Origin of the sequence: Sphingobium baderi, assembly GCF_001456115.1 — a bacterium.
Classification (GTDB): domain Bacteria; phylum Pseudomonadota; class Alphaproteobacteria; order Sphingomonadales; family Sphingomonadaceae; genus Sphingobium; species Sphingobium baderi_A.
In genome coordinates this window covers 49,262-63,299 of record NZ_CP013264.1, presented here as the reverse complement: position 1 = coordinate 63,299, position 14,038 = coordinate 49,262, and the positions used below count along the sequence as shown (strand labels likewise).

The 14,038-nt window shown below is 62.7% G+C and carries 18 protein-coding genes; 6 read left to right on the top strand and 12 right to left on the bottom strand.

Features of this window, described 5'->3' with window-relative positions:
* The first annotated feature begins 10 nt into the window (after nucleotides 1-10).
* Both ATN00_RS00330 and ATN00_RS00325 read left to right on the top strand, forming a co-directional pair.
* Nucleotides 11-1,243, top strand: coding sequence for a TIGR04063 family PEP-CTERM/XrtA system glycosyltransferase (locus tag ATN00_RS00330; RefSeq protein WP_062068214.1), 1,233 nt, complete (start codon nucleotides 11-13; stop codon nucleotides 1,241-1,243).
* 52 nt (nucleotides 1,244-1,295) lie between these two features.
* Nucleotides 1,296-2,234, top strand: a complete 939-nt coding sequence (locus ATN00_RS00325; protein ID WP_082635273.1) for a hypothetical protein — start codon at nucleotides 1,296-1,298, stop codon at nucleotides 2,232-2,234.
* A gap of 109 nt (nucleotides 2,235-2,343) precedes the next feature.
* On the opposite strand, the gene ATN00_RS00320 is transcribed toward ATN00_RS00325, so the two are convergent.
* Complete coding sequence (locus ATN00_RS00320; RefSeq protein WP_306812036.1) at nucleotides 2,344-2,625, bottom strand: hypothetical protein; 282 nt, start codon at nucleotides 2,623-2,625, stop codon at nucleotides 2,344-2,346.
* Nucleotides 2,626-2,711: 86 nt separating this feature from the next.
* Nucleotides 2,712-2,897, bottom strand: coding sequence for a hypothetical protein (locus tag ATN00_RS23825; protein ID WP_062060747.1), 186 nt, complete (start codon nucleotides 2,895-2,897; stop codon nucleotides 2,712-2,714).
* Between the two features lie 115 nt (nucleotides 2,898-3,012).
* Between ATN00_RS23825 and ATN00_RS00310 the strand changes: the two genes are divergently transcribed.
* Both ATN00_RS00310 and ATN00_RS00305 read left to right on the top strand, forming a co-directional pair.
* The gene (locus ATN00_RS00310; protein ID WP_062060744.1) at nucleotides 3,013-3,687 is read left to right on the top strand and encodes a S24 family peptidase; all 675 of its coding nucleotides are present in this window, start codon (nucleotides 3,013-3,015) and stop codon (nucleotides 3,685-3,687) included.
* A gap of 46 nt (nucleotides 3,688-3,733) precedes the next feature.
* Nucleotides 3,734-4,651 carry an XdhC family protein gene (locus ATN00_RS00305; protein WP_062060742.1) on the top strand — a complete coding sequence of 306 codons (918 nt, stop codon included), beginning with the start codon at nucleotides 3,734-3,736 and terminating at the stop codon, nucleotides 4,649-4,651.
* A 69-nt stretch (nucleotides 4,652-4,720) separates the two neighbouring features.
* Here ATN00_RS00305 and ATN00_RS00300 read toward each other — a convergent pair whose 3' ends face one another.
* Together ATN00_RS00300 and ATN00_RS00295 are read right to left on the bottom strand one after the other, a co-directional pair.
* A complete protein-coding gene (locus ATN00_RS00300; protein WP_062060739.1) occupies nucleotides 4,721-4,906 on the bottom strand; it encodes a YbdD/YjiX family protein in 186 nt (61 codons plus the stop codon).
* Nucleotides 4,903-6,951 (bottom strand): carbon starvation CstA family protein, encoded by a 2,049-nt coding sequence (locus ATN00_RS00295; RefSeq protein ID WP_062060735.1) that lies wholly within the window; start codon nucleotides 6,949-6,951, stop codon nucleotides 4,903-4,905. Before ATN00_RS00295 ends, ATN00_RS00300 begins: the two co-directional genes overlap by 4 nt.
* Before the next feature lie 154 nt (nucleotides 6,952-7,105).
* Here ATN00_RS00295 and ATN00_RS00290 point away from each other — a divergent pair, with 154 nt between their 5' ends.
* Together ATN00_RS00290 and ATN00_RS00285 are read left to right on the top strand one after the other, a co-directional pair.
* Complete coding sequence (locus ATN00_RS00290; protein WP_062060732.1) at nucleotides 7,106-7,393, top strand: DUF3175 domain-containing protein; 288 nt, start codon at nucleotides 7,106-7,108, stop codon at nucleotides 7,391-7,393.
* A 96-nt stretch (nucleotides 7,394-7,489) separates the two neighbouring features.
* On the top strand, nucleotides 7,490-8,047 hold the full coding sequence (locus ATN00_RS00285; RefSeq protein WP_231746340.1) for a 2'-5' RNA ligase family protein: 558 nt from the start codon (nucleotides 7,490-7,492) through the stop codon (nucleotides 8,045-8,047).
* Between the two features lie 7 nt (nucleotides 8,048-8,054).
* On the opposite strand, the gene ATN00_RS00280 is transcribed toward ATN00_RS00285, so the two are convergent.
* The 8 genes from ATN00_RS00280 to ATN00_RS00245 all read right to left on the bottom strand — a co-directional run bounded on the left by ATN00_RS00280 (nucleotide 8,055) and on the right by ATN00_RS00245 (nucleotide 13,877).
* Nucleotides 8,055-8,357, bottom strand: coding sequence for an alkylphosphonate utilization protein (locus tag ATN00_RS00280; protein WP_062060730.1), 303 nt, complete (start codon nucleotides 8,355-8,357; stop codon nucleotides 8,055-8,057).
* 12 nt (nucleotides 8,358-8,369) lie between these two features.
* A complete protein-coding gene (gene yihA, locus ATN00_RS00275; RefSeq protein WP_062060727.1) occupies nucleotides 8,370-9,017 on the bottom strand; it encodes a ribosome biogenesis GTP-binding protein YihA/YsxC in 648 nt (215 codons plus the stop codon).
* Nucleotides 9,018-9,038: 21 nt separating this feature from the next.
* A complete protein-coding gene (gene yidC, locus ATN00_RS00270) occupies nucleotides 9,039-10,742 on the bottom strand; it encodes a membrane protein insertase YidC (protein ID WP_062060724.1) in 1,704 nt (567 codons plus the stop codon).
* Nucleotides 10,743-10,778: 36 nt separating this feature from the next.
* Nucleotides 10,779-10,991 carry a membrane protein insertion efficiency factor YidD gene (yidD, locus tag ATN00_RS00265; protein WP_062060722.1) on the bottom strand — a complete coding sequence of 71 codons (213 nt, stop codon included), beginning with the start codon at nucleotides 10,989-10,991 and terminating at the stop codon, nucleotides 10,779-10,781.
* Nucleotides 10,988-11,395, bottom strand: a complete 408-nt coding sequence (gene rnpA, locus ATN00_RS00260; protein WP_062068208.1) for a ribonuclease P protein component — start codon at nucleotides 11,393-11,395, stop codon at nucleotides 10,988-10,990. Before rnpA ends, yidD begins: the two co-directional genes overlap by 4 nt.
* A 44-nt stretch (nucleotides 11,396-11,439) precedes the next feature.
* Complete coding sequence (gene rpmH, locus ATN00_RS00255) at nucleotides 11,440-11,574, bottom strand: 50S ribosomal protein L34 (protein WP_021317369.1); 135 nt, start codon at nucleotides 11,572-11,574, stop codon at nucleotides 11,440-11,442.
* Nucleotides 11,575-11,760: 186 nt separating this feature from the next.
* Nucleotides 11,761-12,528 carry a DsbA family protein gene (locus ATN00_RS00250; RefSeq protein WP_062060718.1) on the bottom strand — a complete coding sequence of 256 codons (768 nt, stop codon included), beginning with the start codon at nucleotides 12,526-12,528 and terminating at the stop codon, nucleotides 11,761-11,763.
* On the bottom strand, nucleotides 12,525-13,877 hold the full coding sequence (locus ATN00_RS00245) for a M48 family metalloprotease (protein ID WP_062068206.1): 1,353 nt from the start codon (nucleotides 13,875-13,877) through the stop codon (nucleotides 12,525-12,527). The genes ATN00_RS00250 and ATN00_RS00245 overlap by 4 nt, the downstream gene beginning before the upstream one ends.
* Between the last annotated feature and the right edge of the window lie 161 nt (nucleotides 13,878-14,038).

Sequence of the window (14,038 nt, the reverse complement as noted above, 5' to 3'; positions counted from 1 at the left end):
AGAAATGGCCATGACGACGCGTATTCTTCATGTGCTCGACCACAGCTTGCCGTTGCAAAGCGGTTATACGTTCCGCACCCGCGCCATTTTGCGGGCGCAGATGGGCAAGGGCTGGGACGTGCGGGGAATCACCGGCCACCGCCATGGCGCGCCGGGGCCATTACAGGAAATCGTGGATGGGCTGCATTTTCACCGGACGCCCGGTGAGGCCGCGACCGGTAATGCCCTGCTGCGCGAATGGCGGGACATTGCCGCCCATGCCGATGCGATCGATGCGTTGGTCAGGCAATGGCGCCCGGACATCATTCACGCCCATTCGCCCGTGCTTAACGCCATCGCGGCCCAGCGAATCGCACGGCGGCACGGCATCCCTTTCGTTTACGAGATTCGCGCCTTCTGGGAGGATGCCGCGGTCGGCAATGGCACCGGCACCGAAGGCAGCCCCCGCTATTGGCTGACCCGCCAACTCGAAACCCATGCAGTGCGAAACGCCGACGCGGTCGCCGTGATCTGCGAAGGTCTGCGGTCGGACCTGATCGCGCGCGGGATCGATGCACGAAAGATCATCGTTTCGCCCAATGGCGTCGACATGGACCAGTTTGGCGCGCCCGTTGCCCGCGATCCCGCCCTGACCGGGAAGCTGGGTCTGGAGGGCGCGGATGTCGTTGGCTTCATCGGCAGCTTCTATGATTATGAAGGGCTGGACGACCTGATCGCCGCCATGCCCCGTCTCGTGCGGGCGCGGCCCAGGGCGAAACTGCTGCTTGTAGGGGGAGGGCCTTGCGAACAGGCGCTGCGGGACCGGGCAATGGCATCGCCCTTTGCCGATCACATCCTGTTCGTGGGCCGTGTGCCGCATGCACAGGTCGAGGATTACTATGCACAGATCGATGTTCTTGCCTATCCGCGAAAGGCGATGCGGCTTACCGATCTGGTGACCCCCCTCAAGCCGCTGGAAGCCATGGCACAGGGCAGGCTTGTCGCCGCGTCCAGCGTCGGCGGTCATCGCGAATTGATCGAGGATGGCGTCACCGGCACCCTGTTCGCGCCCGACGATCCGGCAGCTATCGCCACCGCGCTGGCCGGCATGTTTGCCGACCGGCAGTTCTGGGACGAACGGCGTGCGACCGCGCGTGCCTTTGTGGAGGGCGAACGCAACTGGGCGTCAAACATCCTGCGCTATGAACCTGTCTATCGGGGCCTGCTGGCATCCGCCGCATCCGATGCGCGGGCGGCGGCATGAACGGAAGGTTCTGAAAATGGGACGGCGCAGGAATCGGAATAAAGCCGTGGCGATGGTGTTGCTGGCCGGTGCCGGCGCGGCGCTTGCCATGCTGTCGATGCCGGTTGGGCTGGTGGAAACGCTGATCGCGTCTACCGGCGTTTCGGAAATTCTGCCTGCCGCCGCGCCGCCTCTGGGCATGAAGGCGCGGCTGGCGCTGACGCTGTTCGCGGCGTTGATGGCGATGGGAATCATGGGAGCTATGCGCCGCGAAGGGCGGCTTTTGGCTTTGGAACATGGAGGGCGCCACGATGGCGTCCGGGGAGCAGGTAAAATGGGTTTTGCATTGTCTAGGCTGACAGCTTTCGCGCGGAGGCGGGAGCATCCTTCGGATCGATTCGGCCAGCCGGCGCTGCGCCGCGCGGACGCGCATCCGGATGCGCCCGCCCGCGCGCCGATCTTTGCCAGCCGCGACTTTGATGGTCTCGACATTTTCGGGCGGACCGGACCCGCGCGGCACTCTGAAACGGAAGGTGAAGCCGAAGCATTCGCCGAGGAAGCGGCTTCGCCGGTCGGCCTGACATTGCCAAACGCGCCGGAACCCCTGTCGGACGAGGAATTGCTCCAGTCGAGTGTTGGCTTGCCTCTTTCCGGCGTGGTCCTGAAAGAGGAACCAGACTTCGCCGAAGAAGCGGTTGAAGCCGCCATTTGTAGAGAGGTCGATCCCATCATCTCCGATGCGGGGGATGAACCAGCGACTTTCTATCCGGCGGAGGCCAGCGTGGTTTCTTCCGCAGAGCGGCTTTCGATCGCGGAACTGACGGCGCGGCTGGAGCGGGGACTGGCGGAACGCGCGCGCGTCAGGCAGGCGAGCGCCGGATCGCATCAGGTCATCGCAGACATGCCCGTCGCTGCCGCCGTGCCTGTGCGCGATGCCGTGGTGGAAGATGTCGACGCGGCGCTGCGCGACGCGCTTGGCACATTGCGGATGATGGCCGGGCGGGCGGGCTGAACATTCTGCAATCGACTCGAGCCGACCGCTTGCGGAATGCGAAAGATCCTTGATGCGGTGACCGATCCAATCCGATCGTTCACCGCATCGAGTGACCCGCCATTCCCTTTTACCAATCCTCGATCGTTAGGGCGGCCAGTTCTATCTGGACGCCGTTATCCGTTGGCCGTTGATCGTCTATGGTGATGTCCGCGACGAAATGCCGATTGAGATTCCATTGCGCTTCTTCGATGCCATCTGCGAAGCGGTCGGCTCGGGTGGAAGCATCCACCCCTTCCAGCGCAAGAACGATGATATGCCGTCGTCCCTGAAACAGGGCGCTTGCCCAGGGGCGGCTGGTCGCGTGCAGGACGGTCGAGCCCGTTCCCGCCCGTTCCAACAATTGCGTCAACAGGCGCGGTAGAGGATCGCCTGAGCGATTTCCTATTGCTTGATTTCGGACCAAGTTCCGGCTTGTGAAGCCATGATCCACACTTGTCACAGGCCGACACTCCTGCGATATGTGTTCATGAAATGTTCTATTCTTTGCGTCACCCGCTGGCCCGGTTCGCGGCCCCTCCGCAGGTCGAAGACCAACCGAGGATCGCGCGCGCATTCACGCCCGAAACGGGTTGGCGCAATGTCATGTTCACGCAGGAATTTTTCGATCGCGCGCAGAATCATCGGTTTTCATTCTCCTCTCCGGGCCGACTCGCCCACTGCAAGTCGATAGGGTTATTCCTATCTCTAAAACGATTTCCTACTTGTCTAGGAAAATTCCTTTCATTATGGATGCAACATGATCGGTAATGGAGAAGATCCCAGGATTGTGCTGGATCGGCTGATTGCCGAGCGGGGAGAGAATTATGCCGACCTGTCGCGCCTGCTCAAACGCAACCCGGCCTATATCCAGCAGTTCATAAAGCGCGGAACGCCGCGCAAGCTGGATGAGGAGGACCGCCATATTCTGGCGCGTTATTTCGGCATTTCGGAGGAGATGCTGGGTGGTCGGGTCTCGCCTTCTCCCGGGCCATCGGCGCGTTCCCGTTCCATCCCGGCCATTGTCACCGTGCCGCGTCTGGCGCTGGGGGCCTCAGCGGGTGCAGGGACGTTGGACGAGGATGAAAGGGCGGCAGGCGTCATGGCGTTCGACGCCAACTGGCTACGCCATATCGGCGTCCGGCCGCAGCGCGTTTCCATTATTCGCGTCGATGGCGAATCGATGGCGCCCACGCTCAGCGATGGGGATGAGATCATGGTCGATCATGATGACGGCGTTGAGAGGCTGCGCGACGGTGTCTATGTGCTGCGGCTCGACGGCGTGCTGATGGTGAAGCGGGTGGCGCTGGGGCCGCGCCGGGGCGCGATCAGCGTGCTCAGCGACAATGTACATTATCCCGACTGGATCGATATCGATCCGGCGCTGGTCGATATAGTGGGCCGTGTGGTGTGGACCGGGCGCAGGCTGGTCTGATCGCCCGATCTTCCCTATCTGATGCCATCAGAGGTAATTTCGAACGATGATCGATAATGAAGCGGTGATCCGCAAGGCGATGGAATGGGGGGGGGCACCGCTGGCGCTGGCGACGGTGGTGTCGACCTGGGGCTCGGCGCCGCGCCCGCGCGGCAGCCATATGATCGTGCATGGGGACGGCCGCTTTGAAGGCAGCGTTTCGGGCGGCTGCGTGGAGGCCGATGTGCTCCAGCGCGCGGCGGAGGTACTGGCCGGGCGTCCGGGGCATTTGCAAAGCTATGGCGTGACGGACGGCGACGCCTGGTCGGCTGGCCTGCCCTGCGGTGGAGAAATCGGCGTGCTGGTGCAGCCTGTCTCGGTGGAGGGTTTCCCGCCCGGCCTGTTCGACCGGATCGCGGCCGCCAGTGCGCTGGGCCGGCCGCTCATCCTATCGACCGATTTGCAAAGCGGGCTCACGGTGGAAGGGACAGTCGAAGGGCAGTTCATCAACCGCTACGATCCGCCCCGGCGCTTGTTGATCGTCGGGGCGGTGCAGATCGCCCAGTCCCTGAGCGCGTTGGCGCAGGCCATCGGGGTGACGCCGATCGTTATCGACCCGCGTGGCCGTTTCCTGATGGAGGAGCGTTTTCCAGGCGTTGCGCTCGACGATCGCTGGCCTGACGATGCCGTCGCGGCTCATCATCCGGGTCAATCCACCGCTGTGGTGACGCTCAGCCATGACATCAAGATCGACGATCCCGCCCTGACCGCCGCTCTGCGCGCGCCGACTGGCTATATCGCGGCGCTGGGGTCGCGCAAAAGCCACGCCGCCCGGCTGAAGCGCCTTTCCGCCATGGGCTTTGCGGAAGAGGATCTGGCGCGAATAGATGGCCCCGCCGGTATGGACATCGGCGCGGTCGGCGCGGCGGAGATCGCTCTTTCCATCGCGGCGGGCATGATCGCTGGATTTAACGCCAACCGCTGAACCGCTTTTTGATTGCGGCTTTTAGCTGCGCTGGCCCATGGTTCAGCGCCATTGATCGTCTGAAAAATGCTAACAGCATTTCCCACCATTTTTACCGCCATAGCGCGCCTCCTGCCGTTCGCGGAACAATTGCGTCTCGCTCAGCGGCGATGTGCCGGGATGATGTTCGCGCATATGGCGCAGATAGGCGTCGTAATCCGGTGCGCCGACCATGGCGCGCGCGATCTGCCGCAGGCGGGTGAGGAAGGCGCTCATTCCGCCGCCGCCATTGCCGCCGGGATTTCCTGCGCCGTGGGGCGATCCGTCCGCCGCGCGGCGAGGCAGGTGCGGATGGTGAAGAACAGGAGGGAGAGCACCACCGCCAGGAAGATCGCGCACAATGCGGCGTCGATCCGGTCGTTGAAGACGATCTTCTCCATTTCCGCCATCGATTTGGCGGGCGCCAGCACTTCGCCCCGCCCGGCGGCTTCGGAAAATTTCGCGGCATGAGCGAGGAAGCCGATCTTGGCGTCAGCGGAAAACAGTTTCAGCCACCCCGCGCTCACGGTGCAGATCAGCAGCCACGCCGTCGGCGCCATCGTCACCCAAGCATAGCGGTCCCGCTTCATGCGGAACAGCACCGCCGTCGCCAGCATCAGCGCGATGGCCGCCAGCATCTGGTTGGAAATGCCGAACACCGGCCAGAGCGTATTCACCCCGCCCAGCGGATCGGTGACGCCCTGATGCAGGAAAAAGCCCCACGCGGCGACGCACAGCCCGGTAGCGACGAAACCGGGGATGGGACTGGTCGTATCCTTGAAACCCGGCACCGCCAGCGCGATCAGATCCTGCAGCATGAAGCGTCCCGCGCGCGTCCCCGCATCCACGGCGGTCAGGATGAACAGCGCTTCGAACAGGATCGCGAAATGATACCAGAAGGCCTTCATCGCGGGACCGCCGACGACATGGGAAAAGATTTCCGCCATCGCCACCGCCAGCGTCGGTGCGCCGCCCGCGCGGGATATGATGCTATGTTCGCCCACATCCTTCGCGGTCTGGAGAATAAGGTCCGATGAGATCGGGAAGCCCATGCTCGTTACGGCCGCCGCCGCGCTCGCAGCATCCGTGCCGATGACGGCGGCGGGGCTGTTCATCGTGAAATAGATGCCCGGATCGAGGATCGACGCACCCACCAGCGCCATGATCGCGACAAACGCCTCCATCAGCATCGCGCCATAGCCGATGATCCGCGCGTCGCCTTCGCTGGCGATCAGCTTTGGCGTCGTGCCGCTGGCGATCAGCGCATGAAAGCCCGACACCGCTCCGCAGGCGATGGTGATGAACAGGAAAGGAAACAGCCCGCCCGACCAGACCGGTCCCCCGCCGTCCACGAACTGCGTGACCGCATGCATTTTGAGCGGCGGCGCCATGATGACGATGCCGATGGCCAGCGCGGCGATCGCTCCGATCTTGAGGAAGGTCGACAGATAGTCGCGCGGCGCCAGCAATAGCCAGACCGGCAGCACGGACGCCATCGCGCCATAGCCGATCAATATCCAGCACAATTGCACCGGTGTGAAGGTGAAGGCCGGACCCCAGAAAGGCGACTGGGCAATGCTCTGGCCATAGACAATGGCCGTCAGCAGCCCGACCAGCCCCAACACCGACACTTCGCCGATGCGTCCCGGCCTGATCCAGCGGGTATAGACGCCCATGAAGATCGCGAGCGGCACCGTCGCCGCGACCGTGAACATGCCCCAGGGGCTTTCCGCCAGCGCCTTGACCACAATCAGCGCCAGCACGGCCAGAATGATGACCATGATCATGAACGCGCCGAACAGGGCGATGGTCCCCGCGACCTGCCCCATTTCCATGCGGATGAGTTCGCCCAGCGACCTGCCGTCGCGACGCATGGAGATGAAGAGGACCATGAAGTCCTGTACCGCACCTGCCAGCACGACGCCCGCGATGATCCACAGCGTTCCGGGCAAATAGCCCATCTGCGCCGCCAGCACCGGTCCCACCAAAGGCCCCGCGCCCGCGATGGCCGCGAAATGATGTCCGAAGAGCACGGTGCGGTCGGTCGCGACATAATCCATGCCGTCGGCCCGGCGGATTGCCGGCGTCGGCTGCGCCGGATCGAGCCGCATCACATGCCGCGCGATGTAGAGCGCATAATAGCGATAGGCGACGAGGAAACTGCTGACCGCCGCCACCACGATCCACAGCGCGTTCACCGCCTCGCCCCGCGATACTGCGACCACGGCCAGCGCCACGGCCCCCACAATCGCGATCAGGATCCATGGAATGTGCCGCGCCATCGCTCTCTCTTGCTCGTTTATTACTTGGGTTGGCCGTACAGTAAGGGCGCGCGACCGAAAGACAATCGCCTCCTGCCCCTGGCGGGCGAACCTTTTGCCGTAAGCGCCGTTATCATCTGATCTTCAACCACCATGCAGACCGGAGGATGGACAGATGGCGAAAACCCGCAAATGGTCGCAGAAAGTGACTGAAGAGAGCGATGCGCTCGATCTGGAGCCTGATGTTTTCACCTTGCATGATCCTCATGAGATCGCAGCCTCCCTCAAACGCTCGGCGGAGGCCAGCCGCCACCGCAAGAGCGGGCCGTTCCGTTCGGCCATGTCCATGCTGACTTTCTACATCAACCGCGCGGGGGAGGGGCTGGATGCGCGCCAGCGCCGGATATTGGAGCAGGCCAAGGACGAATTGCGTGTAGCTTTCGGAAAGCCGCGTAAGGCCTGAATCTCATTTGTTTTCGATACGTGACCAAACCGCTCTCGCCACGGAAATGCAAAGAACATATCATAAACATTTATGATGTGAGTCGGAGTGACAACGGTGCAGCGTCAAGTTGGCAGAGCCTCGCTTTATCGGCTGTTCTTTGCGCTCAAGCCGCCGCTCATGCTTGCACGTCAGGTCGATCGTTTCGCGGAAGGTCTGGCGGGGAGGGCTTCCCGCATCCATGTTGAGCATCAACATATGACGCTTGCCATCACGGAGGATTATGAGGCCTATCCTGATTGGGTGTCTGGCCGCTTGTTGCAGGTGGGCGCGACCGTCATGGCGGACCCGTTCGACTTGCGGCTCGATCATCTGAGCTTCGCCAACCGGTCGGTGGCGCTGCGCCCGTCCCGCGCCGTACAGCCCTTGAAGGCCCTGCAACGCGACCTCATGCGCGCCACGCGCGATGCCGGCGTGGCTCTGCGTGGCGAATGGAGCTTCAGTCCGCACCAAACGCTCTTCTATCGCGACGGGGCGGCGGGACAGCGCCGCATCGAGGGCTTTGGCTGGCGCGTGGAGGATTTTGTGCTGATCTGCAGCCATGTCGGCCGCACGCATCATGAGGAACTGGGGCGTTGGCCGCTCAGGGGCGGGGCGCAGCTCAGCCTGTTTTGACCTATGCCTAACGCTTGCGGACGAACTCCGCGCGCAGCACCAGTCCCTTTATGCCTTCATAGCGGCAATCGATTTCCTGGGAGTCACCGGTCAGCCGGATTGACTTGATGAGCGTGCCGCGTTTCAGTGTCTGGCCCGCGCCCTTGACCGTCAGATCCTTGATGAGCGTCACCTGATCCCCATCGGCCAGTAGATTGCCGACCGCATCGCGCACTTCCACGACATCGCTTGCACCCTGTTTCGCCGCCGCGTCTGTCGCGCTGATCCATTCACCGCTGGCTTCGTCATAGACATAATCATCATCGCTCATGCGACCGGCTCCTTATCCCTGGGTGACGCTTTCCAGCACCGCCGCGCGCAGTTCGGGCAGTCCCATGCCCTTTTCGCTCGACGTGGCGATGATGTCGGGATGGGCGGCGGGGCGCCTGCGGATGGCCTGCGCGGTCTTTTCCATCACCTCGGCCAGATGGCTGGCCTTCACCTTGTCCGCCTTTGTGAGAACGATGCGATAGCTGACCGCCGCCGCGTCCAGCATGTCCAATATGTCGGTATCTACCTCCTTGACGCCATGGCGGCTGTCGATCAGCACCAGCGTGCGCTTCAGCTTCGCCCGCCCGCGGAGATAGTCGTTCACCAGGAACCGCCACTTTCGCACCATGTCCTTGGGCGCGCGCGCATAGCCATAGCCCGGCATATCGACGAGCCGGAAGCGCAGCGGCTCTCCCACGTCGAAGAAATTGAGTTCCTGCGTCCGTCCCGGCGTATTGGACGTCCGGGCGAGGCTGTTGCGCCCGGTCAGCGCATTAAGCAGCGACGACTTGCCGACATTGGACCGACCCGCGAAAGCCACCTCGTTCACCGCCATGTCGGGCAGGAATTTAAGGTCCGGCGCGGATTTGAGGAAGGCGATCGGCCCGGCAAAGACCTTGCGGGCTTCCTCGATCAGTTCGCTTTGTTCCTGTTCGGTCACGGGTTGGTTCACAAGGGCGGCCTATTTCGCTTCCGCCGTGCTCAGCTGTGGGTGACGTTTGTAGAGCCACCATTGCTGCGCCATCGACAGGCAGTTGTTGGTGATCCAGTAGACCAGCAGACCCGCCGCGAAAGGCGCCATGATGAACATCATCACCCATGGCATGATCGCGAATATCTGCTGCTGCATCGGGTCCATCTGCGCCGGGTTCAGCTTGAACTGGAAGAACATGCTGATGCCCAGCAGCAACGCCAGAACGCCGATTCCCAGGAAAGCCGGAGGCGTGAAGGGCAGCAGGCCGAACAGATTGAGGATATGCAGCGGGTCGGGCGCGGACAGATCCTTGATCCACAGGACGAAGGGCTGGTGCCGCATTTCGATGGTGAGCTGCAACACCTTGTAGAGCGCGAAGAAGATCGGAATCTGGATGAAGATCGGCAGACAGCCGGCCAGCGGATTGACCTTCTCGCGCTTGTAAAGCTCCATCATCTCCTGCTGGAGCTTGGGCTTGTCGTCCTTGTAGCGTTCCTGCAACGCCTTCATCTTGGGCTGCACGGCGCGCATCGCGGCCATGCTGGCGAACTGGCGCTGGGCGACGGGGAACATCAGCGCCCGGACCACGAAGGTCAGGCAGATGATCGCCACGCCGAAATTGCCGATATGCTGGAACAGCCAGTGGAGCAGGGCGAAGATCGGCTTTTCGAACCAGTAGAACCAGCCCCAGTCGATCGCCCGGTCGAACAGCGGAATCCCCGCGTCCTGATAGGCTTCCAGCGTCTTCACTTCCTTGGCGCCCACGAACAGGCGTGCGGTCTGGGTGATCGCCTTGCCCGGGGCGAGCATCACAGGGGGCAAGCTGTAGTCGGCCTGATATTGCGTGCCCGCGCCTTTGCGGAATTGGCCTGCAAAGGCTTCCTTCTGGTCGGGAACGAGCGCGGAGAGCCAATATTTGTCGGTAAAGCCCAGCCAGCCGCCGGTCGACTGGAAGCTCTGGGTCGACGGACCCTTGTCCAGATCCTTGTAGTTCACGTCATAATTGGCCGCGCCGTTGAACACGCCCATCGGGCCGATATGGATAGTCCAGGTGTCGGGATCATGAGGAATACCGGTTCGGCTGACATAGCCATAGCTTTTGACGCCAATGGCGCCCGCGCCGCTGTTCGATACTTTCTGCTGCGCGGTAATCATGTAATTCTGATCGACCGAATAGCGGATTTCGAAGGTCTGGCCCGCACCATTGTTCCAGCGCAGGGTGACCGGGCTGGTCGGCGTCAATTCCGTATCGTCCGCCGTCCAGAGCGTGTTGTTATCCGGCGTCTTGACGCCTTCGCCCTGCCAGCCGAAGCCCGCGAAGAAGGCGTCCTGCGTGCCGCTGGGCGAAAACAGTCGGATGGCGGGTGAATCCCTGGAGATCGTCTCGCTGTAGGTCGGCAGCACGATATCGTCGATGCGCGCGCCCTTGAGGTTGATGGAGCCGGTCAGCTTGGGCGTTCGGATTGCAATGCGCGGGCCTTCCTTCAGCACCAGCGCGCGGTCGCGGATCGCGCTCGGCGAATCCGCCGCTGGATCGGCGCCCGGTTGCGGTGCGGGGACTTGCTTGCCGCTTTCCACTTTGGTTGCGGGCGGGTTGGCCGCCGGGAAGAAATGATTGGCGATATAGGGCCAGCCGAACAGGATCAGCGCGGTCAGGATAACCGCCAGCACAATGTTCTTCTTGTCGTCCACTTATCTCGGCTCCGCCGTAATCGTTATTCTGATGAGTCAGGGAACCGGGTCATAGCCCGATCCACCCCACGGGTGGCACCGCATTAGCCGCTTCGCCGCCAGCCAGCTACCCTTGATCGGGCCATATTTGCCGATCGCTTGAATCGCATATTCCGAACAGGAAGGCGCATAGCGGCAGGAAGGTGGCAAAACCCGCGAAGGGCCAAGCTGCCAGCCGCGCGCGATCAGGATGAGGATGCGGGAGATCACCGGCCTGCCTTGCGCTGTTCGGGAGCAGAGGGCTTGCTCTTGCTGTCGCGCCGATGTCGGGAAGGTGGCGCGCCTGCCTGCGAATCCGCGCGACGGATTTTCTGCAGGGCCTTTTCCAGTTCCTGCCGCAGTTTCATGAAATCGCGCTCCACGCCGTCCGCGCGGCCGATCAGCACATGGTCCGCCCCCGACACGCCATGAACGGGCAGGAGTTCCCGCGCGAGAACGCGAAAACGGCGCTTCATCCGGTTCCGGACGACAGCGCCGCCAATCTTCTTGGTGACCGTGATGCCATAGCGCATCGCCGGATTGCCATCACCGCGTTCGCGCACCAACAGGACGAAGCCTGGCATGGGCGCGCGCTTGCCGCGATTCGCTGCCAGAAAATCCGCGCGCCTGCCTATTACGGCAGGCCCTCGGTCCGGCACAGATTCGCGCGTCGCTTGGCTCAGGCGCTCAGGCTCTTGCGGCCGCGCGAACGGCGCGCGCGGATCACGTTGCGGCCGCCGGGAGTCGCCATGCGGGCGCGGAAACCGTGACGGCGCTTCCGAACCAGATTGCTCGGCTGAAAGGTGCGCTTCATCGTTCATTCCTCAAAAACAAATAGAGAATCGGGCGTGACAAAAAAGGGCCGCCGGTTGGCGACCGCATGTCAGGGGGGTGCCGATAGGCAAAAGGCCCGGTGAAGTCAATGGCGGAAGGTGCCTGCCTTCGCTTTGCGCGCGTCAGGAAATGGCGGATGTTTCGCGATGAAAAACCGTATCGCGCTTCACTTCCCCCGCGCCGCGCTCACCGCTTCCTTGAGCGCCTCATGTCCCACCGCGCCGTTCAGCACCTGATTGCCGATCACGAAGGTCGGTGTGCCGCTGGCCTGCAATTTCTGGGCGAGTGCGATGTTGGAGGCGATTTCGGCATCATATTTTTTCGACGCGATAGCGGCTTCGGCGTCGGCCTTGCCGATCCCGACCTTGGCGGCGGACGCAAGAATTGTATTTCGCGTCACCCGGCCCGCATCGTAAAGCGCGCGGTGAAAGGGCATATATTGTCCGCGTTCCGCCGCCAGCAGCGATACCTTGGCCGCATCGCTGCTCTCCTCAGAGAGAATCGGCAGTTCGCGATAGACGACCTTCAGATTCCGGTCCTGGCTGACCAGCTTGGCGAGATCGGGCAGGGAAGCCCGGCAATAGCCGCAGGCATAGTCGAAAAATTCGACGATGGTGACATCGCCCTTGGCCGCGCCTTCCCATGCGCCCGCATAGGGCGTTTCAAGAGCGCTGCGGCTTGATTCGATGGTGCTTTCCATCCGCTTCGACTGCAATTTCTCGATCGCCTGCGGGATGATTTCGGGATGTTCGAGAATATAGTCATGCACGATCTGCTCGATCGCGGTCTTATCGCCTGCATTCACGTTGTTTCCTGCCTGCATGGCAAGCGCGGTGCCTGCGGCGGCGGCAATAAAGGCGAAAGCGCCAAGAGTCATCTGCATGGTCCTGTTGGAAAGGGCCGCGCGGAAACCCGGCCGGTTGGAGTCCGTCATTTTTTCTTCCGTTGTTGCTCCACCGCGGCGCGCGATACCATGGCGATATCCTGTGCGCGCAGATAGTCAACAGTGCCGGGCTTTAATCCCTGCAGGGCGGCGTCGGCGCTTCGCATCGCCATCGCGTCTTGCCCCATCATCGAATAGCGTTCCGCCGTCGCCAGCGCCGCGCGCGCGGTATCCCCGCGTCGCTCATAGACGACGCCCAACTGATACCAGGCGAAGGGGTTTTCGCGGTCGCGCGCCACGGCATTGCGTAGCACCTGCTCGGCCTCGGCGAAATTGGCGTCATCTTCCGTCGCGATCAATGCATGGCCCAGCAGCGTGGAGATGAGAGGCTGGTTGGTCAGCTTCACTGCCTCGCGCAGGGGCGCGATGGCATCGGCGGGCTTGCCGCTCTCGAGCAGGATCTGGCCTTTGAGTTCCAGAAAATAGGGATCGTGCGGCATGGCGGCGAGCAGCGCATCCGCTTCCGCCAGCGCCTTTTGCGGATAGGCGCTTTTGTGCCAGGCATAGGCCCGTGCATAATGGGCGGGGATAGTCTGGTCGCTTTCGGGATATTTTCGAAGCGTCTGGGTGGGTTCGGACACGAAGCCGATCAGCTTTGCCTTGATCCGTTCGAACCGCGCTTCCAACGGGGGATCGACCGGCTTGTCCCAGGCCGGATCGACAGTATAGACCTCGCGCAGCACATTGATGCGCTCGCCCGACAAGGGGTGCGTGCGTCCATAGCTGTCCTCCTGCGGGATGGCGAGGCGATATTCCAGGTTTTGCAGCTTCTTGAAAAATTCGAGGCTGCCCTTGCCCGAAACCCCGGCCTTGCTCAGATAACGCGCGCCCGCCAAGTCGGCGGAGCTTTCCTGCGCGCGGGAAAAGGCGAGGAATTTGCCCATCGCCGCCTGTTGCCCGGCGCCCAATATGCCCATGCCCGCTTCCGCGCCGCCCGCCGCGATGGCCGCTGCGCCCAATACCAGACTGAGCAGCGTGATGCCGGTCGCTTCCTTCATTCCTTCGGCCGAGCGGATGATATGTCCACCCTCGATATGGCCCAGTTCGTGTGCGACGACGCCCTGCAACTGGTTCACGTTATCGGCCTGCGCGATGAGGCCGCTATGCACCCAGACATATTGCCCGCCCGCGACGAAAGCGTTGATCTCTGGATCATTGATGACGAAGACCTGCACATTGCGCGGTTCCATCCCCGCTGCCTTGACCAGCGGACCGGACATGTCGGCCATGAAGGCTTCGGTTTCCGCGTCGCGCAGGATCTGCTGCGCCAGCGCAGGCCGCGCGAGCAGCGCGAAGGATGCCAGAAGAATGGCGAGGAAGCGAAGGCATCGGCCCGTCATGATGCGCGACCGGGCGAGGGCAAGGGAGGCAGGCATCGGCGTCACTCTGCCATGGCGCCGCTGAATACACAATGAAGCCGCGCTTTGAGCAAATGGAAACGCCGCCCCGTTCCGGCGTGGGCCGGGCACGGGACGGCGTTGTTCAAACCAGGCAATAGAGC

Excerpts from the sequence above, each read along its gene's own strand:
- ATN00_RS00290 (WP_062060732.1), top strand. The coding sequence starts at position 7,106 with ATGGCGAAAACCCGCAAATGGTCGCAGAAAGTGACTGAAGAGAGCGAT.
- ATN00_RS00280 (WP_062060730.1), bottom strand. The coding sequence starts at position 8,357 with ATGAGCGATGATGATTATGTCTATGACGAAGCCAGCGGTGAATGGATC.
- ATN00_RS00310 (WP_062060744.1), top strand. The coding sequence starts at position 3,013 with ATGATCGGTAATGGAGAAGATCCCAGGATTGTGCTGGATCGGCTGATT.
- ATN00_RS00325 (WP_082635273.1), top strand. The coding sequence starts at position 1,296 with ATGGTGTTGCTGGCCGGTGCCGGCGCGGCGCTTGCCATGCTGTCGATG.
- ATN00_RS23825 (WP_062060747.1), bottom strand. The coding sequence starts at position 2,897 with ATGATTCTGCGCGCGATCGAAAAATTCCTGCGTGAACATGACATTGCG.
- ATN00_RS00295 (WP_062060735.1), bottom strand. The coding sequence starts at position 6,951 with ATGGCGCGGCACATTCCATGGATCCTGATCGCGATTGTGGGGGCCGTG.
- rpmH (WP_021317369.1), bottom strand. The coding sequence starts at position 11,574 with ATGAAGCGCACCTTTCAGCCGAGCAATCTGGTTCGGAAGCGCCGTCAC.
- ATN00_RS00245 (WP_062068206.1), bottom strand. The coding sequence starts at position 13,877 with ATGACGGGCCGATGCCTTCGCTTCCTCGCCATTCTTCTGGCATCCTTC.
- ATN00_RS00300 (WP_062060739.1), bottom strand. The coding sequence starts at position 4,906 with ATGAGCGCCTTCCTCACCCGCCTGCGGCAGATCGCGCGCGCCATGGTC.
- ATN00_RS00250 (WP_062060718.1), bottom strand. The coding sequence starts at position 12,528 with ATGACGGACTCCAACCGGCCGGGTTTCCGCGCGGCCCTTTCCAACAGG.
- ATN00_RS00330 (WP_062068214.1), top strand. The coding sequence starts at position 11 with ATGACGACGCGTATTCTTCATGTGCTCGACCACAGCTTGCCGTTGCAA.
- ATN00_RS00305 (WP_062060742.1), top strand. The coding sequence starts at position 3,734 with ATGATCGATAATGAAGCGGTGATCCGCAAGGCGATGGAATGGGGGGGG.